The sequence below is a fragment of the Butyricimonas muris genome, from assembly GCF_046365375.1.
Taxonomy (GTDB): domain Bacteria; phylum Bacteroidota; class Bacteroidia; order Bacteroidales; family Marinifilaceae; genus Butyricimonas; species Butyricimonas muris.
In genome coordinates, this window is record NZ_JBKEIT010000010.1 from 1 (window position 1) to 26,214 (window position 26,214).

Annotated in this window: 22 protein-coding genes and 1 riboswitch; of the genes, 12 read left to right on the forward strand and 10 right to left on the reverse strand. The window is 44.9% G+C overall.

The genetic code is table 11. The features are described 5' to 3' along the window. Positions 1-188: 188 nt before the first annotated feature. A riboswitch (cobalamin riboswitch) is annotated at positions 189-388 on the reverse strand. A 510-nt stretch (positions 389-898) separates the two neighbouring features. Together ACK8P8_RS15800 and ACK8P8_RS15805 are read right to left on the reverse strand one after the other, a co-directional pair. Beyond that, on the reverse strand, positions 899-1,705 hold the full coding sequence (locus ACK8P8_RS15800; RefSeq protein WP_303178161.1) for a DUF4249 family protein: 807 nt from the start codon (positions 1,703-1,705) through the stop codon (positions 899-901). 6 nt (positions 1,706-1,711) lie between these two features. Further along, the gene (locus ACK8P8_RS15805; protein ID WP_303178162.1) at positions 1,712-3,952 is read right to left on the reverse strand and encodes a TonB-dependent receptor; all 2,241 of its coding nucleotides are present in this window, start codon (positions 3,950-3,952) and stop codon (positions 1,712-1,714) included. A 117-nt stretch (positions 3,953-4,069) separates the two neighbouring features. Between ACK8P8_RS15805 and hemW the strand changes: the two genes are divergently transcribed. The 4 genes from hemW (at position 4,070) to ACK8P8_RS15825 (ending at position 8,952) form a co-directional block, all read left to right on the forward strand. Next, complete coding sequence (gene hemW, locus ACK8P8_RS15810; RefSeq protein ID WP_303178164.1) at positions 4,070-5,191, forward strand: radical SAM family heme chaperone HemW; 1,122 nt, start codon at positions 4,070-4,072, stop codon at positions 5,189-5,191. 184 nt (positions 5,192-5,375) lie between these two features. Continuing rightward, positions 5,376-6,821 (forward strand): asparagine--tRNA ligase, encoded by a 1,446-nt coding sequence (gene asnS, locus ACK8P8_RS15815; protein ID WP_303178166.1) that lies wholly within the window; start codon positions 5,376-5,378, stop codon positions 6,819-6,821. 16 nt (positions 6,822-6,837) lie between these two features. Then, the gene (rpoN, locus tag ACK8P8_RS15820) at positions 6,838-8,328 is read left to right on the forward strand and encodes an RNA polymerase factor sigma-54 (protein ID WP_099291313.1); all 1,491 of its coding nucleotides are present in this window, start codon (positions 6,838-6,840) and stop codon (positions 8,326-8,328) included. A gap of 18 nt (positions 8,329-8,346) precedes the next feature. Next, complete coding sequence (locus ACK8P8_RS15825) at positions 8,347-8,952, forward strand: phosphatase PAP2 family protein (RefSeq protein WP_222621127.1); 606 nt, start codon at positions 8,347-8,349, stop codon at positions 8,950-8,952. On the opposite strand, the gene ACK8P8_RS15830 is transcribed toward ACK8P8_RS15825, so the two are convergent. After that, positions 8,939-9,400, reverse strand: a complete 462-nt coding sequence (locus tag ACK8P8_RS15830; protein WP_303178168.1) for an SPOR domain-containing protein — start codon at positions 9,398-9,400, stop codon at positions 8,939-8,941. The genes ACK8P8_RS15825 and ACK8P8_RS15830 overlap by 14 nt on opposite strands. A gap of 10 nt (positions 9,401-9,410) precedes the next feature. Then, the gene (locus ACK8P8_RS15835; protein WP_303178170.1) at positions 9,411-9,815 is read right to left on the reverse strand and encodes an SPOR domain-containing protein; all 405 of its coding nucleotides are present in this window, start codon (positions 9,813-9,815) and stop codon (positions 9,411-9,413) included. 113 nt (positions 9,816-9,928) lie between these two features. Here ACK8P8_RS15835 and ACK8P8_RS15840 point away from each other — a divergent pair, with 113 nt between their 5' ends. After that, the gene (locus ACK8P8_RS15840) at positions 9,929-10,732 is read left to right on the forward strand and encodes a peptidylprolyl isomerase (protein ID WP_099291310.1); all 804 of its coding nucleotides are present in this window, start codon (positions 9,929-9,931) and stop codon (positions 10,730-10,732) included. A gap of 203 nt (positions 10,733-10,935) precedes the next feature. Here ACK8P8_RS15840 and mutS read toward each other — a convergent pair whose 3' ends face one another. Further along, complete coding sequence (gene mutS / locus ACK8P8_RS15845) at positions 10,936-13,554, reverse strand: DNA mismatch repair protein MutS (protein WP_303178172.1); 2,619 nt, start codon at positions 13,552-13,554, stop codon at positions 10,936-10,938. Positions 13,555-13,769: 215 nt separating this feature from the next. On the opposite strand from mutS, the gene deoC reads away from it, so the two are divergent. Further along, a complete protein-coding gene (deoC, locus tag ACK8P8_RS15850) occupies positions 13,770-14,654 on the forward strand; it encodes a deoxyribose-phosphate aldolase (protein WP_227216959.1) in 885 nt (294 codons plus the stop codon). Here the strand turns inward: deoC and ACK8P8_RS15855 are convergent. Further along, a complete protein-coding gene (locus tag ACK8P8_RS15855) occupies positions 14,651-15,364 on the reverse strand; it encodes an RDD family protein (protein ID WP_303178175.1) in 714 nt (237 codons plus the stop codon). The genes deoC and ACK8P8_RS15855 overlap by 4 nt on opposite strands. Positions 15,365-15,452: 88 nt before the next feature. Between ACK8P8_RS15855 and ACK8P8_RS15860 the strand changes: the two genes are divergently transcribed. The 6 genes from ACK8P8_RS15860 to ACK8P8_RS15885 are packed head-to-tail and all read left to right on the forward strand — an operon-like array spanning position 15,453 to position 21,417. After that, positions 15,453-16,412 carry a stage II sporulation protein M gene (locus ACK8P8_RS15860; protein ID WP_303178177.1) on the forward strand — a complete coding sequence of 320 codons (960 nt, stop codon included), beginning with the start codon at positions 15,453-15,455 and terminating at the stop codon, positions 16,410-16,412. After that, positions 16,399-17,280 carry a hypothetical protein gene (locus tag ACK8P8_RS15865; RefSeq protein WP_303178178.1) on the forward strand — a complete coding sequence of 294 codons (882 nt, stop codon included), beginning with the start codon at positions 16,399-16,401 and terminating at the stop codon, positions 17,278-17,280. The genes ACK8P8_RS15860 and ACK8P8_RS15865 overlap by 14 nt, the downstream gene beginning before the upstream one ends. Next, positions 17,264-17,950, forward strand: coding sequence for a DUF4129 domain-containing protein (locus ACK8P8_RS15870; RefSeq protein WP_303178180.1), 687 nt, complete (start codon positions 17,264-17,266; stop codon positions 17,948-17,950). Before ACK8P8_RS15865 ends, ACK8P8_RS15870 begins: the two co-directional genes overlap by 17 nt. After that, entirely contained in the window at positions 17,947-19,104 is a 1,158-nt protein-coding gene (locus tag ACK8P8_RS15875; RefSeq protein WP_303178182.1) for a DUF4350 family protein, read from the forward strand. Before ACK8P8_RS15870 ends, ACK8P8_RS15875 begins: the two co-directional genes overlap by 4 nt. Positions 19,105-19,108: 4 nt before the next feature. Then, positions 19,109-20,086: an AAA family ATPase gene (locus ACK8P8_RS15880; RefSeq protein WP_303178184.1), complete on the forward strand. Its 978-nt coding sequence runs from the start codon at positions 19,109-19,111 to the stop codon at positions 20,084-20,086. After that, positions 20,086-21,417: a DUF58 domain-containing protein gene (locus ACK8P8_RS15885; protein ID WP_369859483.1), complete on the forward strand. Its 1,332-nt coding sequence runs from the start codon at positions 20,086-20,088 to the stop codon at positions 21,415-21,417. The genes ACK8P8_RS15880 and ACK8P8_RS15885 overlap by 1 nt, the downstream gene beginning before the upstream one ends. A 14-nt stretch (positions 21,418-21,431) precedes the next feature. Here ACK8P8_RS15885 and ACK8P8_RS15890 read toward each other — a convergent pair whose 3' ends face one another. The 4 genes from ACK8P8_RS15890 to ACK8P8_RS15905 all read right to left on the reverse strand — a co-directional run bounded on the left by ACK8P8_RS15890 (position 21,432) and on the right by ACK8P8_RS15905 (position 25,992). Then, positions 21,432-23,792, reverse strand: coding sequence for an efflux RND transporter permease subunit (locus tag ACK8P8_RS15890; RefSeq protein WP_303178187.1), 2,361 nt, complete (start codon positions 23,790-23,792; stop codon positions 21,432-21,434). A 50-nt stretch (positions 23,793-23,842) separates the two neighbouring features. Further along, positions 23,843-24,172 (reverse strand): nucleotide pyrophosphohydrolase, encoded by a 330-nt coding sequence (locus ACK8P8_RS15895; protein WP_186974856.1) that lies wholly within the window; start codon positions 24,170-24,172, stop codon positions 23,843-23,845. A gap of 58 nt (positions 24,173-24,230) precedes the next feature. Further along, entirely contained in the window at positions 24,231-24,683 is a 453-nt protein-coding gene (gene dtd, locus ACK8P8_RS15900; protein ID WP_303178190.1) for a D-aminoacyl-tRNA deacylase, read from the reverse strand. A gap of 85 nt (positions 24,684-24,768) precedes the next feature. Then, positions 24,769-25,992: an aminotransferase-like domain-containing protein gene (locus tag ACK8P8_RS15905; RefSeq protein ID WP_099291296.1), complete on the reverse strand. Its 1,224-nt coding sequence runs from the start codon at positions 25,990-25,992 to the stop codon at positions 24,769-24,771. Between the last annotated feature and the right edge of the window lie 222 nt (positions 25,993-26,214).

Here is a 26,214-nt window from a genome sequence, read left to right on the forward strand (position 1 = left end):
TATAATGAAAGAAAACATGGAAAACAAGAATACCTGTTGATTTTTAAATGCACGATAAAAGGAAGATGATTTATCACCCTCCTTTTTCTAATCTAATATTTCACATTAATTCACTGCAAGGTGGTATATAAATACCTTTATCAATAAGATAAAAACTTATTGTACCACCCCGTTCTCCGCAGGAGATAAATCTATATTGTTGGAGGCAGGTCTTCTGACTTATCCTTTCCTAGAGTCTTCCCATTCATGAATGAACAGTGACGTAGTTCTAGGAAGTCAACTTCAAATTGAAGTTAGGACTTACAGCTGCGGGAACAGTTACCGAATTACACGGTATTCCCTTTTAATCTTTATCTAAGATAAAAGAACCTCTTTCCTATGATATTAATAAATTGCTATATTTTTATGACAATTTATTTTTAAGAACTCTTGGCAAAGATAAATAATATTTCTTTGAATATATCCCTTTGTTGTGTGATTTTTCTATTGAATATGAAAAATATTTTAGAATATGTCAAGTTGAAATTTGATTTTTTCAACAGATGATGAATAGAGAGTAATCCAAACATTTTGAAAATTTTGGGTGTAATATCATGGGGCGGGAAGGGAATCCGGAGAAGTACTTTATGTCGAGAACGGGATGAGGTTCTCCTCAAAAACTATATAAATTCAGTTTGAATTCCGTATCAATTCCGGTTTACTTCCGATTATAAAGTTTTTACTAAGCTTTTAGTAAGCTATTAAAACGCTATTACAATATAGGGTTTTAATAGCGTTTTAATAGGGAACTAATAGCGTTTTACACGGAAGTGAACCGGAATTCATACGGGAATGATACAGTATTCGGGTAGGATTTATTACTGTTTATCAGTCTTATTGGTACTGAAGTCTTCAGTTGTTAATTGAATTTCTCTTTTGGAATGTATTTATTGTCTTTCGTGTAGCACGTGAAGATGCCCAAAGCTCCTTGTATGTTACCGACGAGGGGAACGGGAGTGGTGATACTTCCTTGGTTGGCGCTGTTCGCCTCGTAAAGGGAAATCTGGTAATTATAGCATGCCTCGGTGATACGCATCAACGTGATAAAAACAGCGTCGGCTTGCTCTATCTGCGGGCATTTTATCGTTTTTTCGATGGATGTTCCCGGGGTATGGTCGGACAGATCCATGTAGATGGTTTCTTTTTTCAATATCGGGTCATCCTGAGCGCTCTTTCGGGCTTGCATACTGAAAATATAGTAGTTTTGCCTCGGGTTCCGGGATGTCGGGAATGTAATTGACACGGAATTGGTTGTTTGGGAAACCGTGTAAGAAGAAATTTCAATAGCCTCGGGAACGGCTGTTTTAGCTGTAATGTGTTCGTCCTCGGGTGTAAGGATGCTCAGGAAGAGAGAGTCTATCCCGTAATTCTCCATGCGGGTCATGTGTTGGTAATTGCCTAGAAAGGAAGGGGCTCCCGGCACGGGTACCAGTTGAATGACGCTGTCGGCTTTGATAGATACATCCAAGTCAACGACGGCTCCCGGGTCAATCATTTCGGTAAGAGGTAAAATCTTTGCCGCGTTTAGAATATAAGGTTCTCCGGGGATGCAATAACATTCGATAAAATATCCGGAGATGGCTCCCATGTCTTTGATCGGGAGTTCCTCTTCGGGCATACAGGAGAACAGCCCTGCCAATATGAATATGGAGATGATTTTCCTCATTCGTTTTTACCAATTAATGCGCAGTGAAAGGTAAGGAATAAATGGTAACATTACCTTGGATTTTGGGATAATTTTTGTTAAGTTACGGGTGGTTTCCGATTGAAAATAAACAAACGAGGGGTTGGATTGGTTGTACACGTTGTATGCCCCGATGCTTAATTTGTAAAAGGTTTTCTTGCCGCTGAATTTGTAATCCAGACTGGCGTCCAGCCTGTGGTTGTCCGGTAATTTGTAATTATAACGGTCCGTGTACACGGGAATCAGAACCGGATTTTCCCCTGTCTGGATTTCCGTGATGTTTTGTGCCACGACCATCCCTTTCGGGAATGTCGTGTACACGCCCGACGAGAATGTCCATAGCGTGTTCAGCAGGAAACGGGGTGAAATTTCATAAGACAGGTTCAGTACGACGTTGTGTTTCACGTCATACGGGGGAAAAAAGGATCGCCCGTTGTTGATTTCGGCAAACTTGCGTTTGGATTCCGAGAGCGTGTAGTTGGCACGTGCATACAGGGCATGGTGGTTTAACGTGAGGTCAAACTCCATGCCTTTGGCATATCCCTTGCCTTGAATCAGGTTGTCGGTCAAGGCGGAGTATTCCGTCTGGATATCCGAGGCGAAGTCTTTCACGTTACGCATGTCTTTGTAAAACAGTCCGGCATAAAAAGAAAGGGTTTGCCCGATCTCTTGGTTTACGCCGATCGAGTACTGGTGGCAGATCGCGGGTTTCGTGTTTTTTGCCAGCGGGTACCAGATGTCGATAGGGGTTTTTACCGTGAAATAAGGGTACAGGCTCAGATACTGCACCGTTTTCGCGTAGTCAGCCCACAGGGTGGTTTTGTTATTTGTATAGCTGATCTTTGCCCGGGGGGAGAACGTGTGAGCTCGGGTATCCCCGTGGTAATACTGGTAATTGCCCCCGATATTTAACGTGAAGTTGTGATTTAACCGGTAGTTTATATCCATGTAAATCTCGTATAGATTAAAATCCCTGTCGGAACTTTTTATCAGAAGGTTTTCACGTTCGTTTGATTTGTTCGCCGTTTCAAAACGCGAATACTCGAATTTGCTCCCTGTGTTTATATTTATTTTGTCGGAGAGTTTACGGTTGTAGGAAATTTGTCCCAGTAAAGCGTAATGGCGGTTGCCGCCGCCCATGGGGATGCTGCCGAAGGCGTCGCCCTCGCTGTACGTGTTTTTACCACCGAATTGGAAATCCCATTGTTCTTTGGAAGTGGGGGTATAGGAAGCGTTGATGTTGCCGGAAAACGTGTGCCAGTCGAATATGTATTGCACGTGTTCGCTGATCTTCATTTTCATGTGGTCGATGGAGAAGAGCCCGAAAGCGGAGGCTTTCCACTTGTCCGAAAGACGTGAATCTATACTCGCGGTAATATCACTGAAAGAGTACTCCGGCATATAGTTAGGATTTTGTTCGTTGTCCATTGACCGGTTGTAGAGTTTGGAGATATGCTGCAAATAAGAGGTACGGGCGGAAACGGCAAACGAGGTGTGATTCTTTATGATCGGTCCTTTGGCTTTAAGAGCGGATGACACGAGTCCTATGGTGACTTCCCCCTCGTGTTTGTATTTGTTGCCCGGATCGGGACGCATGTTTATATAAGAGGAGAGAAAGCTGTTGTATCGGGCGGGGAAGCCGCTTTTGAAAAGGGTGGAATTTCCCAGAATGTAAGGGTCGAAAGTGGAAAGTACCCCGGTAAGGTGATCCGGGTAGGCTATCACCATGTTGTTGATTAAAAAGCCGTTCTCGTTACTGTTTCCCCCGCGGACGTAAATGCCGGAGTTCAGCGCGTTGGTGGTCACGATGCCGGGCATCGTGGCAAGGTATTTCAAAACGTCCTGTTCTCCCAGTATCGCGGGTATCCGTTCAATATTTTTTATGGACGAGAGGATACGTCCGCTTGCCGGCACGGCTTTTACCACTACTTCTTTCAGGTTGTTTTGCTTGTTTCGTAACGTGACGACGAAAGGAGCATCACTTTTCGTTAGTTTGTAGGTTTCGCTCTTGTAGTTGACATGCGAAAATTCCAAGGTACAGGGGATCGTGCATTCCAGTTGGAAAAAGCCTAGCGAGTCGGTGGTGGTGCCGTTTTTATTCTCCATGCAATAGATATTTACCCCACTCACGGGTTCTCCCGAGTTCGCGATGACTTTTCCCATGACAAGCGTTTGTGCCTCAAGGGAAAAAGAGATAAGGGTGAACAGGATAACGAACCATCTAGCCATACATGCAACCATTTGTATTTCCGAAACATTACAAATGTAGTAAACAAATTAACAGGATCATGGTTGAGCGTGTGAATAAATGTTGTTATTTTGCAGATTAACAGTAAAACTCATGTCATGGGAATATATGTACACGTGCCTTTTTGCCGGAGTAAGTGTTTTTATTGCGGTTTTTATTCGGTGGCTTCTCTGAAATTGAAAGAGGCTTATCTGGACGCGATTGAGCGGGAGATAGCGTTGCGGCGGGGGTATTTGCCGGGTAAGGATGTGAGTACGGTTTATTTCGGCGGGGGAACTCCGTCCTATCTGGAGCGGGGGGAGTTGCAACGGATAGTGGATGCGTTGGAAATGCATTATGATATTTTGCCGGGAGCGGAACGGACTATCGAGTTGAACCCGGAGGATTTGACAAGGGAGCGGTTGGCGGGTATCCGGGAGATGGGTTTTAATCGTTTAAGCATTGGTGTACAGTCGTTTTCTGACGTTCATTTGAAGCGAATAAACCGGACGCACACGGGGCGGCAGGCAATCGAGGGGGTGCGATTGGCGGCATCTTTGGGGTTTGATAATATCAGTGTGGATTTAATTATCGGGTTGCCCGGACAGACGGACGAGGAGTTGATGCATGATGTTGATATTGTAAATAGTTTGCCTGTAAAGCATTTGTCGGTTTACATATTAAGTGTTGATTCAAATACGGTTTTCGAGGTGATGGTGAGGCAGGGGAAGTTTAAGCCGGAGGATGAGGAGGTGATGGCTTGTCGTTATGACAGGGTGTGCAAGCGTTTGAAAAGTATTGGTTTCGAGCATTATGAAATATCTAATTTCGCGCGGGAGGGGAGATATTCGATTCATAACACGTCCTATTGGCAGCAAAAGCCTTATATCGGTTTCGGTCCTTCGGCTCACTCGTATGATTTGTATTCCAGACAATGGAACACGGCGAATTTGAAAACCTATATAGAGAGTTTAAATAATGGATTGTTATCTTTTGAAAAAGAGGAATTAACGGATGTTGATTTGTATAACGAGTACGTGATGACGAATTTGCGGACGATGTGGGGGATAGATAAGTTGGATGCGGATAAGAAGTTCGGGAAGTTTTGGAGGGAAGTCGGGATGTCGTTACAAAAGTATTTGGACTCCGGCGATTTGGTAGAGCGGGATGGGAAAATCCGGATTACGGAATCCGGTTGGGTGATATCGGATGCTATTTTGAGTGATTTGTTTATAGCCTAGTGATGGGGCGAACGGGAGATTTCGGGTTCTGTGATGGAAGAATCTAAGAGAGAATTCTAAGTTTGGCAAGCAATTTGTACAGCACCGAAAGGGTCTATAAGTTATTTTTTAAGGGTTTTGACTGTGCCGTAGTGGAAAAAATACTATTTTTGCAGTGTAAGTTTAATATTTAAATGTTTTTCAGATGAAAACAAGTAGAATGTCAGTCAAAGAACTGTTGCAATCAACGGATTGCGGTATTGAGGTTGAGGTTAAAGGATGGGTAAGAACCAAACGCGGTAATAAACAAGTGAATTTTATCGCGTTGAATGACGGCTCTACGATAAATAATATACAGGTGGTGGTTGACATGGAGAAGACCCCGGAAGAGGTGATGAAGAAGGTGACAACGGGTGCGGCTGTTCACGTGAAGGGGTTGCTCGTGGAGAGTGCCGGAAGTGGACAGGCTCGTGAGATTCAGGCTTCGGAGGTGATCGTGATGGGAGAGGCCGATCCAGATAAGTACCCGATTCAACCGAAAAAGCATAGCTTGGAGTTCTTGCGGGAAGTGGCGCATTTACGTTTCCGCACGAATATTTTCGGTGCGGTGTTCCGTATTCGCCACGCGATGGCTTACGCTATCCACAAGTATTTTAACGATCATGGTTTTTATTATTTGCATACGCCGTTGATCACGGCTTCCGATTGCGAGGGGGCGGGAGAGATGTTCCGGGTAACAACGCTTGATCCGGTTAACCCGCCATTGATGGAAGACGGGAGTGTTGATTTTAAGCAGGATTTCTTCGGGAAAGCCACGAACTTGACAGTGAGCGGACAGTTGGAAGGGGAGTTGGGGGCTATGTCCTTGGGACGTATTTACACGTTCGGACCTACTTTCCGGGCTGAAAATTCCAATACTACGCGGCATTTGTCGGAGTTCTGGATGATCGAGCCGGAAGTGGCTTTCTATGATATTAATGATAACATGGATTTGGCGGAGGATTTCTTGAAATACTTGATCCGTTACGCTTTGGATAACTGTATGGATGACTTGCAATTCTTGAGTAAGCGTTTGCAAGAGGAAGAGAAGGACAAGAAAGCGGAAGAGCGTTCCATGGAGTTGATAGAGAAGTTGCAATTCGTGCTGACTCATGATTTCGAGCGGGTGACCTACACGGAAGCTATCGATATATTGATGAACAGCAAGCCGAATAAGAATGGTAAGTTCCAGTATCCGGTGACGGGCTGGGGCGTGGATTTGCAAAGTGAGCACGAGCGCTATCTGGTGGAGAAGCACTTCAAGAAGCCGGTGATTTTGACGGGATACCCGAAGGAGATCAAGGCTTTCTACATGAAGCAAAACCCGGACGGCAAGACCGTGGCGGCGATGGACGTGCTTTTCCCGCAGATTGGGGAGATTATCGGTGGGTCGCAACGTGAGGAGAATTACGATAAGTTGGTTACCCGTATGCAGGAAGTCGGGATTCCGGAGTCCAGCATGTGGTGGTATTTGGATACAAGACGTTTCGGTTCGGCGGAGCATAGTGGTTTCGGGCTTGGATTCGAGCGATTGTTGCTGTTCGTGACCGGAATGGGAAATATCCGTGACGTGATCCCGTTCCCGCGTGCGCCGAAGAATGCTGAATTTTAATTTTTAGGATAAAGGGATGCTCAAGCAGAGTTTACAACAGAAGTTGGGGTTGAAAATCAATCCGTTGCAAATCCAGCTGATAAAGCTGCTTGAGCTTCCCACGTATCAATTGGAACAACGGATAAAGGAGGAGTTGGAGTCGAATCCTCTTTTGGAAGAGGGAGAAGAGAAGCCGGAACCGGAGGTGGATTTCAAAGAGGGGGATGATGAGGTGGATTACGAAGAGAATGCGCATGAAGAAGAGGAATATAATTCCGCGGATGATGAATTTTCTTTGGATGATTATATTAGTGACGATGATGATATTCCGGATTACAGGCTGAGTTCCTCGAATGCATCCAAGGATGATGATGCCCGCGAGTTCGTGCTTTCGGGCGGGATTTCGTTCCGCGAGAATCTGGTGCAACAGTTGGGCACGCAGCATTTGCGTGAGCTGGATCGAAAAATTTGCGAGTATATTATCGGTAATATTGACGACGACGGTTATTTGCGCCGGGACGTGGAGAATATCGTGGATGATTTGGCTTTCGGCGCGGGTATCGAGGTGGACGACGCGAAGATCGAATCCCTGTTGAAGGTCGTGCAGCAATTTGACCCGCCGGGTGTAGGGGCGAGGGATTTACGCGAGTGTCTGTTGTTGCAGGTGAAACGCCGTTTGTCGGAAGGGGCTTCCCCCGCGTTGGTGGATGCCCGTATTATTCTGGAGGATTATTTCGAGGAATTTTCCAAGAAGCATTACGAGAAGATTTCCAAGCGGATGAAGATTTCGGATGCCGAGCTGAAAGAGGCGGTGGACGAGATATTGAAATTGAACCCGAAACCGGGTGGACAGATTTCCGATTCGTCCGTGCCGGGTGCGGAAAAGATTATACCGGATTTTAATCTGGATATCGTGGACGGGGAGTTACAACTTAGTTTGAACACGGGAGATATTCCCGAGTTGCGGTTGAATAAGTCTTACGTCAATATGCTGGAGGATTACCAGAAGCATTCCAATTCACGGGAGAAAAAAGATGTGGTTTCTTTCGTGAAATACAAGTTGAGTTCAGCCCGTTCGTTTATCGATGCCGTGCAGCAGCGGAATAACACGTTGATGCTGACGATGACGGCTATCGTGCAGTTCCAGAAACAATTTTTCATGACGGGGGACGAGAGTAAGTTGAAACCGATGATCTTGCGGGATATTGCTGATATCACGGGATTGGATGTTTCGACGATATCGCGTGTTTCCAATTCAAAATATATACAGACATGGTTTGGTATATATTCTTTGAAACAGTTCTTTTCAGGGAGTATGCCGACGAGTAGCGGAGAGGAAGTGAGTACAGGGGAAATTAAAAATGTGCTTAAGGATATTGTAGAAAGTGAGGATAAGCGTAAGCCGTACACGGATGACGAATTGGTGGATATGATGAAAGACAAGGGATACCAGATCGCCCGGAGGACGATCGCCAAGTACCGCCAATTGCTGGATATTCCGGTTGCCCGACTTCGTCGAGAAGTTTAAAATGAATGTTTTTTTAATATGAGAATTTTTGCATGGTGTGTGTCGGTACTTTTTCACCCGTTGTTGTTGCCGATGTATATGTTATTTATCACGTTTAATTCGGACACGATTTTCTCGGGGATTCCGGTTTACACGCAACGTATGTCTTATATGTTGACTTTACTGGGAGTGACGATGCTGCCGTTGTTGAGCCTTCCGTTGTTGAAATGGCTTGGGTTAATAGGTAATTATCGGTTAATACATAAGCAAGACAGGGTGTTTCCCGTGCTGGCTACTGTCGTGGGGGCTTTTTTGGTGTTTTATCTGTCCCGGAATCTGCCGTTTTCCAATATCGTGCGGGAGTTGTACTTGATTATGGTGATTCTGCTTTCCGGGTTTATGATCGTGACGATGCGCTGGAAGATGAGTATGCATATGACCGCGATAGGGGCTTTGTGTGCTTTTGTCTTTACGTTGGGGACGAAGTATTTCGGGGAGGTGGTAAACCTGTTGCCTTTTCTGATTCTGATTGCCGGGGTTCTGGCTTTTTCAAGGCTATACTTGAAACGACACACTCCCGCCCAGATTTATGCCGGGTTCTTTTATGGCGTAATCGTGGTGAGCGTACTGTTTAATAAAGGGTAATCCAGATATCATCCTGTTTCAAGCGGCGAGCCAGTTCGTCCCTTTGCCTTGTGGCTTCCTGTTTGTCGGGATTGTTCGCTATACTTACCCGGTAGCGTTGGTCTTTCGTGATGATTCGCGCGTCGGTGTATCCCTGTGCTTTTAACCGGGCGACATCTTCCCGTGCGAGGCTCTCGCGGGGATGGCTTGCCACGATGATGTGGTAGCTTTTTGTCGGTGTTGCAGGTTTTTTCGTTGTTGTCGTTTGAGGTGTCGCGGAAGGTTGTGCTTCCGCCGGCGGCACGGGTGTTTCTTCCGTACTTTTGGCGGCGGCTGTTGCCTTGGCGGGAGTCACGCTCAGTTCTCGCTTGACATTAACGGTTGTCAGGTTTTTAGGATTCATTTTATCGCGTTGACAACCGACGAGGGTGAGCAACGCGATAAATGACAGGAATAACACGAATTTCATAGTCGTTCAATTATTTGACAGGATGTATCCATGCTTCTTCATTGCCGGGAATCTTGTGGAGTTGCCGAGCAGCGGCAACGGCCTCTTTGTGAGTGGCGTATCCCTCGTAAGCGACCAGATACAGGTTTTCAAAATAGGGCATGACTAACGCGTTTGGGTATCCTTCTTTCTGAAGTTTCTCGCGTAGGCGGTCCGCGTTGCTTTTGTATTCAAAACATCCGGCGATAAGGAAATAAGCGGGAGCTTCTTTTACGGAGGTCGTTTTTGGCTCTTCCTTGTTTATATAAACAGTGTCCCGGATGATAACCGTTTCTTTCTGAACAGTCTGAACGGTTTCTTTTTTAGTGGTTTTCTCCGTGCATGAGGAGAAAAAAGCGACTAGAACAGCAATCGTGAGAAATAAATATGCTTTCATACTTCGTGAAATTTATAATTTATCATGCCAAGATACGAACAAATTTATTGTTAATAAAGTATTTTCCTCTATTTTTGCGTGGAAAGTAAGAATTTCTAATTTAACTACCGATTATGAATAAGATTATTGGCGTTTTGTTGCTTTTGGTGATGGTTTCTTCCTGTAAGGAGGAGGCTGAACCTGTCGTGAAAATTTCCACGAATTATGGTGATATCCGGATTCGTTTGTACGAGAATACTCCCAAACACCGGGATAATTTTTTGAAGTTGGTGAAAGAGAATTTCTATGACAGTTTGTTGTTTCACAGGGTGATAAACCACTTTATGATTCAAGGTGGTGACCCCACGTCCAAGAATGCAGCGCCGGACGTGATGTTGGGCGAAGGGGATGTCGGCTATCGGGTGGACGCGGAATTCCGTGTGCCGGAATATTTTCACAAGAAGGGAGCGCTTGCTGCGGCTCGTGAAGGCGACCAAGTAAACCCGGAACGCGGTTCCAGCGGGGCACAATTCTATATCGTTCAAGGGCGGGTTTATGAACCGGAAGAGTTGGAAACCATGGTGCAAAGTATTAACGGAAGACGTAAACTGGCATTGTATAACCAATTAAAGATGAAATATGTAAGCGAATTGGAGCGTTTGCAGGAAGCGAACGACACTGCCGGTCTTGCTACCTTGTCGGAGAAATTGACGCAAGAGTGTGACAGTCTGTTCGCCGACGAGGAATTGGTATTGTCCGAAGAACAGAAAAAGGCTTACACGACGGTTGGCGGTACGCCGCATTTGGACGGGCAATACACGGTTTTCGGGGAGGTGATCGAGGGATTGGACGTGGTAGATAAAATTGCAGCCGTGAAAACGGGAAGTGCCGATCGCCCGGAGAAGGATGTGGTGATTTATAGCGTGAGGAAGGAGTAAGAATAGATTATATAATATAATGGATTAAGGAGGGCGTGTCAAAACACGCCCTCTCGTCCATAAAGTCTGAAAGTGTCAAAAGTCATTTTTAACTCCCTCCCCCCTTCGGGGTATTGAGCCCGGAAACCGGTCTCGAGGTGGCTGCGAAGCAGACGGAGGAGTTTTAGAAGGGAATGGACTTTTGACACATTCTTTTATCTCTTTTAGATACCCGTGATTTTCTTGATCTCGTTCAATTTGTTCAAGGCTTCCAAGGGGGTTAAGCTGTTGATGTCGAGTCCCGCGATTTCGTCACGGATTTGGAGTAACACCGGGTCTTCCAACTGGAAGAAACTTAATTGAATACCTTCCCGTTCGTTGCCGATGTTGGCTACATTTTTTTGTATGTTTCCGTTGGAATTACGGTCATTTTCAAGTTGTTTCAGTATCTCGGACGAGCGTTTGATGACGGATTGGGGCAGTCCTGCCATTTTACCGACTTGGATTCCGAAGGAGTGGTTGGAGCCGCCCTTGACCAACTTGCGGAGAAATACGATCTTGTTGCTGATTTCTTTCACCGACACGTTGAAGTTCTTGATCTTTGGGAAGGAACTTTCCATTTCGTTCAGTTCGTGATAGTGGGTGGCAAATAGTGTTTTAGCTCTATTTTTGGGATTCTCGTGCAGGAATTCCACGATAGCCCAAGCGATGGAAATTCCGTCGTAAGTAGAGGTACCCCGTCCCAGCTCGTCGAAGAGGACAAGACTGCGGTCGGAGATGTTGTTTAGTATGTTTGCCGCCTCGTTCATCTCGACCATGAAGGTGGATTCCCCGAGGGAAATATTGTCAGAGGCTCCTACACGGGTGAAAATCTTGTCGACATACCCGATTTTGGCAGATGCGGCGGGGACGAAACATCCGGCTTGTGCCATGATGACGATGAGTGCCGTTTGCCGCAAGAGGGCGGATTTACCTGCCATGTTGGGTCCGGTGATGATAATGATTTGTTGTTTCTCGTTATCCAGATAAAGATCGTTGTCGATGTAATTTTCTCCCGGGGGTAATTGTTTCTCGATCACGGGATGGCGTCCGGCTTTGATGTCGATAACGAATGATTCGTTGATTTCCGGGCGATGGTAGTCGTTAGTTATGGCAACGTTGGCAAACGAGATTAAAGCATCAATATGCGATATGATCCGGGCATCCTGTTGGATAGGGCGGATATATGTCGTTGCCTTTGCCATGAGTTCGTTGTAGATGTCGCTTTCCAGTGTTTGAATCCGTTCTTCGGCACCCAGTATCTTTTCCTCGTATTCTTTTAATTCCGGGGTGATGTAACGTTCGGCATTGACGAGCGTCTGTTTGCGGATCCATGTTTCGGGAACTTTGTGCGTGTGGATTCTGGTGACCTCGATATAGTACCCGAACACGTTGTTGAAGCTGATTTTCAGCGTGGGGATTCCGGTATTTTCGATTTCCCGTTGCTGCATTTTCAACAAGAGTTCTTTCCCGTGGGAAGAGATATTCCGCAATTCGTCCAGTTCCGCGTTCACGCCTTCGGCGATCACGTTGCCCTTGCTTAGTAAAGCGGGGGCGTCTTCCCGGATGTCTTTTTCTATTCTTTGGTATAATTCTTCGCAATCATCCAGTCGTTCCACCCATTTGCATAGAATCTCGTTGCCCGTAGACAAGGCTTGTTCTTTTAACGGTTTAATGGCTTGTAATGCAACTTTTAGTTGAACTATTTCCCGGGGGGAGATACGTCCGACGGCAATTTTAGAAGCAAGACGTTCCAGATCGCCGATGGTGCGAAGTATTTGTTCCAGTTCCAAGCGTTCGTTCTCGTGGTTCACGAAACATTCCACGATGTCAAGACGTTCGTTGATCTCTGCCGGATTTTTCAAGGGCATACAGAGCCAGCGGCGTAATGTACGTCCGCCCATGGGGGTGATGGTTCTGTCGATAATGTCTGCCAAGGAACGTCCGCCCTCGTGAAGCGTGTCCAGAATTTCGAGATTGCGCAACGTGAACCGGTCGAGCAATACGCAGGTCGATTCGTCGATACGGGAGATCGAGGTGATATGTCCGACAAGCTCGTGTTTGGTTGCATCAAGATAGTAAAGTACGGCTCCGGCGGCAGAGATACCGCAATCCATTTTGTCGATCCCGAATCCTTTCAGGGTGGTGACCTCGAAATGTTTTTTCAATCGGTCGGCTGAAGATTCGGTTTCAAAGAACCATTCTTCTATGGGGTACGTGTAATATTTAGAACCGAAGATTTCGTTGAAACGGGTTTCCGAGCCTTTGGGGTAAAGAACTTCCTTGGGCTGGAAACTGTTTAGTATCTTGTCCATGGTTGCCGGGGTGCCTTCCGTCGTGAGAAATTCTCCCGTGGAAAGATCCAGAAGGGAGAGGCCGGCTTTGGTCTTGGTAAAATAAACGGCAGCGAGAAAAACGTTATTTTTGTTGTCAATGGTGTTCTCGTTGTAGGAAACACCGGGTGTTACCAATTCGATAACGCCTCTTTTCACGAGTTTCTTGGTTTTCTTGGGATCTTCCAATTGTTCGCAAATGGCTACACGTTGCCCCGCACGCACGAGTTTCGGGAGGTAGTTGTCTATGGCGTGATACGGGAAGCCTGCCAGTTCGACGTCACCGGGAGAGCCGTGGGAACGTTTCGTCAGGGTGATGCCTAGAATTTTAGCGGTGAGCTTGGCGTCTTCGCCGAAGGTTTCGTAAAAGTCACCCATACGATATAACAGGATCGCGTCGGGATATTTTGCCTTTGCCGAATAATATTGCTGCATTAACGGGGTCGTTTGTTCTTCTGTTTTGGTTGCCATATATTTTATTATCTTTAGCTTATAGATTACGGTTGAATTTCACCTTCCAAAATTAATTATTTTGGGCGAGATTTACTTTAAAACCTCACAAACATTGTGTAAATTTGCCTTGGCTTTAGGAAACGAACAAGGGTTATTGCCATAACCCAGTGGTGTTTTTTTCGTATGAAGGAAGATGGAGGTAGGGGAGGAGCCTAAGTAATAAATTAAAGTATATGGAGAATATAGTGGAAACATTGGCGGCTTACGGGTATTCAAATTTGGAAGATCGTATCGAATTTGAGTTGGACGGCGTGATTGAAAAAGAAATCGCTCCGGCTTATTGCAACGAGAATTTCGAGTTGTGCGTTTCTTGTATGGATTACACGACGTTGAAAGTGACTGACTCCGAAAAGTCCGTGACTGCTTTTGTGACAGAACTTTTAAAGAAAATCAAGAAGAATACGTTGCCGGACGTGGCTTCTGTTTGCGTTTTTCCCCGTTTCGCTCCAGTCGTGAAAGCAGGGTTGGCGGGTACGCCGATCAAAACGACCGTGGTAGGGGCTTGTTTTCCTGCCGCGCAGACATTTCTCGATGTGAAGTTGGCCGAATGTAAGGAGGCTATTGCCGCCGGGGCAGACGAGATTGACGTGGTTATTCCCGTGGGGGAGGTGCTGGAACGCAATTACGAACAAGTTTATAAAGAGTTGGTTGCTATTCGGGAAGCGTGTGCCGGAGTCGTGCTGAAAGTGATTCTCGAAACAGGAGAATTGAAGACGATAGAAAGTATATTCAATGCTTCTCTGCTCGGGGCATACGCTGGGGCGGATTTTATCAAGACGTCAACGGGAAAGGTGCCTATGAATGCTACCCCGGAGGCGGTTTACGTGATTTGTGAGGCTTTGCGCCAATTCCATGTTCAAACAGGGAAAATGGTCGGAATAAAGGTAGCCGGGGGTATCACGAAAGTGCAAAACGCTATTCGTTATTTGACAATCGTGAAACACGTGCTGGGTGAAGCATGGATTAGTCCGAAGTATTTCAGAATAGGAACGTCACAATTATTGGAAGACGTACTGAAAGAGATAAAGACGGTAGCGGCTAAAGACGCGAGTCTTTAGTCATTGCCATTTGCCAAGCGCGTGTAATCTTTTAAAATGGTTTTTACAAAGTCGAGAGGTACCATATCGGTTTCAATACCTGTTACCTCTTTAATTTTTTTTGCCAAAGGGGCAAGTAAGCTGTAATTTTTGTTTCTGTTTACTTCACGAAGTATGTCTTTGATGATTTTGATATCCTTGTCGGAAAGGAGAGCGGCTTGTTGAAACACGACCTCGTATTCCTCCGGGGCATCGTACTGGCTCATCTGTTTTAACGTGACGCTTCTCTCGTGACGAATTACGGTTGTCCCCGCTGCCAGATCTCCAAGACGTTGCGTGTGTTTGGAAACAATGATGGATATAAGGGCGACGGCTCCGCTGGAAATGGTGATGTCAACCAAACGGAATACCCAACGGAGCATACAATCCCAGAATGTGAGTTTTTTACCGTTTAGTTTGACTACTTGAAGACGCATGGTAAATTTTCCGAGGCTACGCCCGTTGAACGCGTATTCACAAATTAAATGATAGAGAGATAATAGAAATACAAGAATGAATATCGCCCAGTCCATGTCTATGAAAGTACTCAATGCGCCTAACACGAAAGCACCCATGAATAGCAACCCGAACAGGAATGCAAAGTCTATAATGGTGGCTAAAACACGGTCTATAACTCCCGCGGGAGTGTAATTGATAGCTACATTATGGGCGGTATTGATAGAGATGTTCATGTTTTATGGAAATATTTTCACAAAAATACAGTTTTTCTCTCGAAATGCATTAATTTTAGCACAGTAAAAAACGTGTGGAAAACGGATTATGAAAGAATCGCGGTTTGTAAATAGGAATAAATCAAAATGGGCGGAAATGGAGAACGTGGGACGTTTGAACACGGATACGCTTGCCTCTAATTACGTGATTTTGTCTGATGATCTTTCTTATGCCAAAACTTTTTACCCGGGAAGCGACGTGGAGAAGTATCTGAATCAGTTAATATCTGTTTACCAGATTAATATATACGGCAAGGGTGAACAGTCCGAGAGTAGAGGGATGTTGACATTCTGGGGACACGAGTTTCCCTTGTTGCTTTACCGGGAACGACGGACTTTATTGTTCGCGTTGCTTCTCTTTTTGTTCTCGGCATTAATCGGGGTGTTTTCCACGGCACATGACGAGAGTTTCGTGCGTTCTATTTTGGGAGATGCTTACGTGGAAAGAACGATCAGTAATATTGAGAATGGGACGCCAATGGGTATTTATGCTTCCGGGGACGAGTTGGATATGTTCGTGATGATTACCACGAACAATATAAAAGTGTCGTTTGTCGCCTTTGTTTTCGGTATTCTTTTCTCGGCGGGGACTTTGTGGATTCTTTTCACGAATGGTTTGATGGTCGGGGCTTTCCAGTATTTTTTCTTCCAACAGGGATTGCTGTTACATTCGGTTCTTTCGGTCTGGGCACACGGGACATTCGAAATTACCTCTATTATTATAGCCGGAGGAGCCGGGTTGGTTATGGGGAATAGTTTCTTGTTTCCGGGCACTTACCGACGGATGTATTCATTTAAAGAGGGTGCGTTGCGGGGTATAAAGATTGTCACGGGATTGATTCCTTTCTTCGTGATTGCCGGATGGATTGAAAGTTTTATCACGAGATATGCCGATAGTTATCCTGTCGTGGGAGCCGCGGCGATTATCCTTTCGCTGGGTGGCGTGATCGGTTATTTTATTGTTTATCCTTATTACTTACATAAAAACGAATTGCATGGAAAAGATTAATTTGAGCGTGGAACGTTCTTTTTCGGACTTGATAACAGCAACTATAAATTTTATGAAACAGGAGTTCGTGCCTTTTATTCGGGCTTTCGCGGTGATCGGGTTTCCGGTAATTCTGTTGGTTGTGTTTTTAATGAAGGATTTGTTATTGGGTGCGCTTGATATGACTTATAATCCGCAACAATATCTGGGAACGACGGATGCTTTCGGGAATATGATGATTAATTCCATGATGACGGGACTTTTTGCCATGATTATGGTGGCGTGGGTGCAACTGTTCTCCATTTGTTATCTTCGGGTATATTGGGATCATTACCGGGGAGGGGTGGAGGAACGGATTACGATTAACGAGGTATTTGCCATGATGATGAGAAAACTAGGAATCTTTATCGTATGGTCGCTTTTTTATATGATTATCGTGGTTGTGGGATGTCTTTTTCTGATTGTACCGGGGATTTATTTTGGGGTGGCTTTGACTTTCGGGACTTATTTGATTATTATCAAGGACAACGGCTTTGATGCCTTGATGTCTAGGGCTATGGCGATCACGAAGGGGAACTGGTGGCGAACTGTCGGTTATGCCGTGGTTTTGCAGTTATTGGTGGGAGTTGTTGCTTATGTATTCAGTATACCTTATATGGCATTGACCGTAACTTCAGCGTTTACGGGGGAAATGCCGGGAATTTACGAGGTGACGTTCACGCTGTTACTTTCTTACTTGGGAAAATACACGCTACACACGATTGTGTTTATCGGGCTGGGGATGTTCTTCTTCTCCCGGTCGGAAGAGATGGAACATACGACATTGTTGAGCCGGATAGATGAATTGGGAACTCGACCTGAAAATAAAACGGATGAGATGGCTGACTAGATATATTATTCTGTTTGTACTGGTTTGCTGCCGGGGAACGATGCTGGCGGAAGAGGTGACGCGTTCCCCCGGTGCCAATTTTCTGGAAAAATATAGAAATGACGCTAATTTCGATTACGAGAGGGATATGTCTGCCGCTCCCGGGTTGTGGGATTGGATTAAACGTTGGATTTTGGAACGGTTGTTCCGGATGAAATGGTCTGATTCTTCTTCACAGGTCATGGATATCGTGTTATATATTATCTTGATTCTTTTGGCGGGCGGTTTGATCATTTTACTTATAAAATATCGGAAGAGTTTGGTTTTCAGAAAGAGGGGAGAGGGACTTTTTGCCGCGGATACGGGAGATTATAACGGGGAGCAGGACGGGGATACTTTTTCCCGGATGTTGGTAAAGGCGGAGCAGGAAAAAGATTACACGCTCGCTGTCCGGGTAAGTTATTCCGGGTTGCTTCAAATTTTAGATGAGAAGCAGGTGATTCGTTGGGAAGCTTCCAAAACCAATCGGGACTATGTTTACGAGATACGTGACCGGGAATGGAGCCGGACTTTTGAAGATCTAAGCCGTATATTCGATCACGTTTGTTACGGGGAATTTCCGGTCGACGAAGAGGCATACCGGAATATCCGGCAATATTTTATAGACTTCAGAAAGGAGGTGGAGAAATGAAGCGTAGGCAGAATTTGTGGATCATCCTTCTCGTGGTAGCGCTAATGACGGTCTACACGATTTACGAGGCAAATAAGCCGCAACCCGTGGATTGGAGTATGAATTTCTCGGTGGATAAGAAAGGACCTTTCGGGACTTATATCATGAAAGACGCCTTGCCGTATATGTTCCCAGAAGGAAAGACAACGGTTTCACGGGTTTCCCCGCGAGAGAGATTGCGTCTGAAAGATAGTGATGAACCGGAAGTATATTTCTTCGTGAACCGATATTTTAAAAATGCGAATGGAGAGGCTGATATTCTGTTGGATTACGTGGGAGGGGGAAACACGCTTTTTCTTTCGGCAGAATATATACCGGATACGTTGTTATCTGTCGCGGGAGTAAAAGAAGTACAGGATTTTCGGGAAGGGAATGATTACATCCGCGGGTTTGGAAAGGCATATCCTTTCCGGGTAAAACACCGGTATTTTAAATTGGAAAAATCATTTGCCGGGGAAATACTGGGATACGTGGATACGGTAACGATGCCGAATTTTATCCGTCTGCCTTATGGTGAAGGGGTGCTTTACCTGCACGTGAATCCGGTCGCTTTCACGAATCTTTATTTGTTGGATTCTTTGGCGGGCGATTATTACCAGAAGGCACTGTCTTTTCTCCCTGCCGATCTGAACGCGATTTGGGACGAGTACCAGAAAAACGAGCGCAAGGGACAGGCTACTCCTTTCCGGGTACTTCTTCAATATCCGGCATTGAAATGGGCGTATATATTATTGTTGCTGGGTGGCATTTTGTACGTGTTGTTCCGTTCAAAGCGGGAGCAACGGTACATTCCTGTCATTCGTCCCCCGGAGAACAGAACGTTGGAATTTGTCGGGGTGGTGAGTTCCCTGTATTATAAACACCGGGATCACGTGGCGATTGCTAATAAACGGATAGATTGTTTCTTGGAGGAAATCCGGTATTACTATAAGTTACGGACAGATGAATTAAACGCCGAGTTCGCGGTATTATTGGCGGAACGTTCGGGAGTACCGAAAGAGGAAACGGAGAAGTTGGTGAACTTGATTTTGTTGATCCGGAAGACAGAACACGTGAACGAAGAGAAGTTACGAGAATTAGTGAAATATATAGAGTTGTTTAAAACTAAAAGATAAAAGCATGGAAGACCAGATAAATTTTGAGTCCAGAATTGACTTCACGAGTCTGCACGAGAAGGTTGCCCGGATTCGGGAACAAATGGGCAAAGTGATTGTCGGACAGCGGGAAGTGGCGGATTTGTTGTTGACGGCGATGTTGGCTGACGGACATATTCTGATCGAGGGGGTACCCGGTATCGCCAAAACATTCATGGTGAAGGTCATGTCCCGGATGCTGGACGTGAATTTTAACCGGATACAGTTTACGCCGGATTTGATGCCGAGCGATATTTTGGGGACCTCGGTATTTATTCCCGCGACAGGACGTTTCGAGTACCGGAAAGGACCGATATTTACCAATCTTGTTCTCGTGGACGAGATCAACCGTGCCCCGGCAAAGACTCAAGCGGCTTTGTTCGAGGTGATGGAAGAGCGGCAGATCACGAATGACGGGGTAGAATACAAGATGGACTACCCGTTTATCGTGGTCGGTACCCAGAATCCGATCGAGCACGAGGGGACCTATCGGTTGCCGGAAGCACAATTAGACCGTTTCCTGTTCAAGATAAACGTGACTTACCCGTCCGCGGAGGAAGAGGTTGAGGTGCTTGAATTGCATGACCGTGGAGCAATCAAGGCTTGGAACACGCTGGAACCCGTGCTGAATGTCAATATGTTGCGGGAGTTGAGGGAATCCGTGTCTCAAGTGGTGGTTGATCCGAAGATCAAAACGTTTATCGTGAATATCGTTTACGCTACCCGCAAGAGTGGCTGGTTGTATTTGGGGGCTTCTCCGCGTGCTTCTATCGCTTTGATGAATGGAGCAAAGGCTTTCGCGGCCATCCAAGGAAGAGATTTTGTGACCCCGGATGACGTGTTGCAACTGGTGGCTCCCGTGTTGCGGCACAGGGTGCAGCTGTCTTCCGAGAAAGAGTTGGAAGGTGTGACAGTCGATCAGGTTATACAACAAATCGTTTCTAAAATAGAAGTACCAAGATAGTGCGAGTATTTAAAGATACATATCTGACCGGGCGTTTTTTCACCTGTTTGCTGTTGGGCATTTTTGCCCTCGTGATGGCTTATGTCTTTCCTTTACTATTGATATGGGTGGCGGGGGCTTTGCTCATGTACGCGGTGATGGTGTTATTGGAGTTGATAACCTTGTACCGTTATAAACAAGGATTCGAGGCTTCCCGTGTTGTTTCGGACAAGCTTTCTAACGGGGAGGAAAATCCCGTTCGTGTCGAGGTTCGGAATCGTTATCCCGTGGGGGTGCATTGCCGTTTGATAGACGAGATTCCTGTAGAGTTCCAGAATCGGCATATTTCTTTCTCTTTAAATATGATGCCCGGCGAGCAGCAGGGAATAAATTATACTTTGCGCCCAACCAAACGGGGCGCATACGGGTTCGGCAAGGTTCGGGCTTTTATATCTACCCGTTTGTCGCTGGTGGAAAGGCGTTACTCTTTTGATTTGGAACGGGAGGTTGCCGTTTACCCGTCGTTTATGATGATGCACCGGTACGAGTTAATGGCTTACGGGAATTATCACCCGGAGAATGGTGCAATGCGTACCCGTGCGTTGGGGGGAAATATGGCGTTCGAACAGATCAAGCCTTACGTGGTGGGGGATGATCCCCGTACCGTGAACTGGAAAGCCACGGCAAAGCATAACCATTTAATGGTAAATACTTACACGGAGGAACGCTCGCAACAGATTTATTGCCTCGCGGATAAAGGTCGTACCATGCAATCCCCCTTTAACGGGATGACGATGCTGGATCATGCAATTAATACTATTCTGACATTGTCCAACGTGATATTGAAAAAAGGTGATCGGGCAGGATTGATCTCGTTTTCCAATACTTCCCGGAATTGTGTGAAAGCGGATAATCGGGTGGGACAATTGAATAGAATCAGTGAATCCCTCTATCGGTTGGAAACACATTATCAAGAGTCGGATTTCGAGAAATTATATATTTCGGTTGTCCGACAAATCCCGACACGTAGTCTGTTAATCCTTTTTACCAATTTCGACACCGTAACCGGAATGCAGCGTCATCTTTCGGCTTTGCGACGACTGGCGAGCCGACATTTGGTATTGATTGTTTTATTTGAAAACTCGGAGCTGAATAAAGCTTTGGAACGTCCTGTACGTGGTGTCAAAGATGTCTATTTCGAAACCATTGCCGCCGGATTTGCCATGGAGAAACGACAAATGGTGCGGGAATTGAGCCAAATGGGTATCCGAGTGATTCTTTCCAAACCGGAAGCCCTCACCGTGAACAGTATCAATAGTTATTTGGATTTGAAGGAGCGGAAGCTGATATGATGCTTCCGCATTCTCTATTTTTCTTTCGTTTCCTCTTCCGAGAAGATATCAATTTTTGGGTCTTGGAATGTTTTGTTCGTGGTGTGTTTATCCAGCGTCAGCAAGAGTGACGGGAGGAGGATCAAGTTGGAAAGCATGGCGGCGAGCAAGGTGATCGATACTAGGATTCCCAGTGCGACGGTTCCCCCGAAATCGGAAAGGGCGAAGATGCCGAAGCCGAAGAACAGGATGATAGCGTTGTATATCATACTTTGTCCCGCTTCTTTCAAGGCCAACACTGCGGAGGAACGGATACTCCAGTTCGTTCCCTGCAATTCCTGACGGTATTTGGCCAGATAGTGAATGGTTCCGTCTACCGAGATTCCAAAGGCAATACTGAATACCAGTATCGTGGATGCTTTGATGGGGATTCCGAAATACCCCATGATGGCAGCCGTGATGATTTGCGGGATAATATTGGGGAGCAATGCCACGAGTACCATACGTTTGCTCTTGAACATCCACGCCATAAAGAGGGCAATCAGAAGAATGGCCAAGGCAAGTGAGGTAAAAAGGTTGAATACAAGATATTGGGTTCCTTTAAAGAAAATGATACTTGAACCTGTCACTTTCACCGTGTAACGATCACTTGGAAAATACTTCTCCGCGATTTCATACAGTTTAATTTCTTTTTCCTGCATTTTCTTGGTGCCGATGTCTTTAATCCGGAAACTTAACCGCGTTCGCTGGAGAGTGGAGTCAATAAATGAATTGGCTTGGTTACCAAGTTCTCCCGTGGATTGTGAAGCGTATTTCAGGATGAAATTCTTCGTCATATTGGTCGGAAGTTTGTAATAAGTCGGTTTGCCGTTATAAAAGGCTTGATTGGCAAACTTGATTACTTCCACGATAGAAATAGGCTTGGATACATCTTCATCTTCGGCTAATTCTTTGGAGAGTCTATCCAGTTTTTCGAGATTAGGTAAATTTAAAACCTGCTTTGGTTTTTTGAAATCGACAGTTACTTCCAACGGCATCAGTCCGTCAAAATTCTTTTCAAAAAAGGAAAGGTCTTGACGAATAGGATCTGTTTCTTTCAAATCATCCACCATATAGCCGGTAGATTTTATCATGGATATCCCTATTCCACCTAGAATGACTATCACGATAGCTATGGCGTAAACTACGTTTCGGCGATTTAGAATAAGTTGGATGACACGATCTATTGTATTATTTACTAATTTGTTATGCAGATGTTTGATTTGTTTGCTATCCGGGGCAGGCATAAAACTGAATCCACAGGGAATCATGATGAGGCACACGAAGTAAACAAAGGCGATACCGATAGATGCCGTGATACCGAACTCTACCAGAATTTGGCTGGAAGTCACGATAAACGTGGCAAATCCGGCAGCCGTTGTCAAGTTACTCAAGAAAGAAGCGTTTCCGATTCTTTGAATCATGCGTTGCAATGCCTTGATTTTGTTACCGTGTCGATCGTATTCCGCGTGGAATTTGTTAATCATGAATACCAGATTCGGTATACAGATCACGATTAATAATGGTGGAAGCATGGCGGTCAGCAGAGTAATTTTAATCCCCAGCATAGCCATGACGCCGACCGTCCAACTCACGCAAATCAGTACAATCAACAAGCAGAAGCCGATAATCCGGAACGACCGGAAAAACAGGTACAAGATGCACGTGGTAATCAGCAAGGACAAGAAAATGAACATGTACATTTCTCCCTTGATATTCTCGGCATTGATTACCCGGATGTAAGGCATCCCCGAATAATGCATCTGTATGTTATATTTCTTTGAATACTCTTCCGTGATTTCCAACACATCCTTTACCAGTCCTACCCGTGCCGGAGAATTCATCACATCGGCGGAAACCGAAATCATCATCCCGTAAATATCTTTCGCCTTGTTAAAAAGCGTCCCGTCGTAGAAGGGTAAGTTTTCAATAATATTGACAAGGCTGTCCAGTTCCTTCTGATCTTTGATACGATTCGGAAAAATGGGATGAATCTCGAATTTTTTGTTGAGAGTGTCCTTTTGCAAGTTATATGAATGCGTAATATCCACTAGGGCAATGACTCCATGCAAAGCCTTTAAACTATCACACATGGCAATCCAGTCATTCAACTTATCCAACTGGTAGAAGTTCGAATCTTGAACGGCAAAAACCATTACATTGCCTTCTTGACCGAATTTCTCGTGAAAATCAATGTAATCCAGATAGGCGCTATCTGTGGCTGGTAGCAAATTGGCATATTCGTAAGACATTTCCACTTTTGGAATTTGGAATCCCATGAAGATGGTTATGATCAAGATCCCTGTAATAAAGGCAATCCGGTTACGAAGAAGAATCCCTGCTATCTTAGTCCACATGATATATTTTATTGTTTACGCATTTGTAGGCAAAAGTAGGATAAATGTGGTTAATCTTTAAAGAGTTTGGGATTTTTTTTGTGCCGATTAGCATCTCTTGCTGTTTTTTTGGCAAAATTATTGTTTATGGCCTCGTTCAAATCCACCCCTGTTTGATTTGCCAGACACACCAAGACCCACAACACGTCGCTTAGTTCTTCGGCCAAATTATCTACTTCTCCTTCTTTATAGGATTGTTCCCCGTACTTCCTTGCTATCACCCGGGCTAATTCCCCGACTTCTTCCACGAGAATCGTCATGTTCGTCAACTCGCTGAAGTATCTGACTCCATGCGTCTTGATCCATGCGTCTACTGCTGTTTGTAATTCCGCAACATCCAAAGTGTTATAATTTTAAAAGTGAATTAATTTGAAAGTCCCAAAAATAGTCATTTCATTTTTAAATTTTGGATTTGCTATCAATAATAATAGTCACCGGACCATCATTGATGAGTTCTACTTTCATATCTGCACCGAATTGACCGGTTTGCACCGGTTTATGAAGTTCTTGGCTTAATACCGAGACAAATTTTTCGTACAAGGGAATCGAGATTGCCGGTGGAGCGGCGTCAATATACGATGGACGATTGCCTTTTTTCGTGCGAGCCATCAGTGTGAATTGGCTGACGGCGAGGATTTCACCACTCGTTTCTAAGATGGATTTGTTCATTACTCCGTTTTCGTCATCGAAAATACGAAGGTTCACTATTTTGGAAGAGAGCCACGCGATGTCTTCATCCGTGTCGTCAGCTTGAATGCCCACCAATATAAGCATTCCTTTTCCTATGGAAGAAAACAATTGTTGCTCGATCGTGACGCTGGCACGTGTAACTCTTTGAATAACTATTTTCATTTAAATTTGAGTTTTAAAATTTAGAGTGAAATATATGAATTTTGTTCATATACTCCACTCTAAACTTTAAATTTTAAATTCTAAATTATTTATGTCTTGCGTACAATTCTTTGATAGATTCGGCAAGTCTTCTCACACCTTCGATGTTCATTTCCTCGCTCATGTACGAGAAGTTGATACGCATGGTGTTTTTGCCTTTACCGTTCACGAAGAACACGGTTCCGAGAACGAATGCCACGTTTTTCTCGATGGCGATCTGGAACAATTCTTCAGCGTCGTATCCTTCCGGCAAGTTCAAGAACAAGAACAAACCACCTTCCGGACGAGTCCATGTAACACCTTCCGGCATGTATTTTTCGAAAGCACCTAACATGGCCTCCAGTTTCTTGCGATACATTTCAACGATATTCTTTACGTTGGCATCGAAGTAGTTCTTCTGGAAGAATTTCACCGTGATTTTTTGCAAGAACGCGGAAGTACAAAGGTCTGTATTTTGTTTTGCTTTCACGAAGTTGTCGATTACCATCGGGTGAGCGAGAACCCAACCCATACGGAATCCCGGTAAGAAAATTTTAGAGAAAGTTCCCAACGTGATCACGTTACCTTCACCCTTGTCCAGATCATACAACATACGTTGCGGTTTACCCGTGAAGCGTAATTCGCGGTAAGGGCTATCCTCGATAATCAAGATGTCGTATTTCTTGGCAATGCTCAGGATTTCCATTCTTCTGGCCTCCGGCATAGTCATACCGGCGGGATTCTGGAAGTCCGGAATCAGATAAATAAATTTCGGTTTTTCACCTTTAGCCTTCATTTCAGCCAAAGTTTTTTCCAATTCCACGGCACTCATACCTTGTTCATCTTGAGGGATTCCTACGCCAACGCCGCCGTAAGAGTTGAATGCACCTAAAGCACCAAGATAAGAGGGCAATTCGCAAATATATTTATCTCCGCGATTCAAGAAAAGTTTACCAACAGAGTCCAATCCTTGTTGAGAAGAAGTGGTCATCGTGATATTTTCTTTGGTAACAAAACTTAATCCTTGGTCACGATAACGTTGAGCCAGAATTTCCAATAATTCCGGAACACCTTCGGTTGAACCGTATTGACAAGCGGCAGCACCATCCGTGGCGATTACTTCCGCGGAAATCTCCTGTAATTGTTCTAACGGGAAAGATTCTTTGGCGGGAAGTCCCCCGGCGAAAGAAATGATTTCCGGTTTTTGAGTTAACTTTAATAACTCCCTGATAGCAGAGCGCTTCATTCCTTTGGCGCTGTCTGATAGAATTTCTTTGTAGTCGCTAACCATGTTTATCTGTTTTAAAGTGAATATACGCTGTTATGTATTTGTGTTGCGAAGTTAATAATAAGTTTTTGAAATAAAATTTTTCATATCAATTTTTTAATAAAATCGATTGCAAAACTTTCAATTTCGATGTTTTAAGGCTGTTTTAGTAATAATTTAATTTTTAGACAAGCGGAGATAACGAGTGATACACACGGGAATAAAGGTTATTAGTGTCAGCTGTGT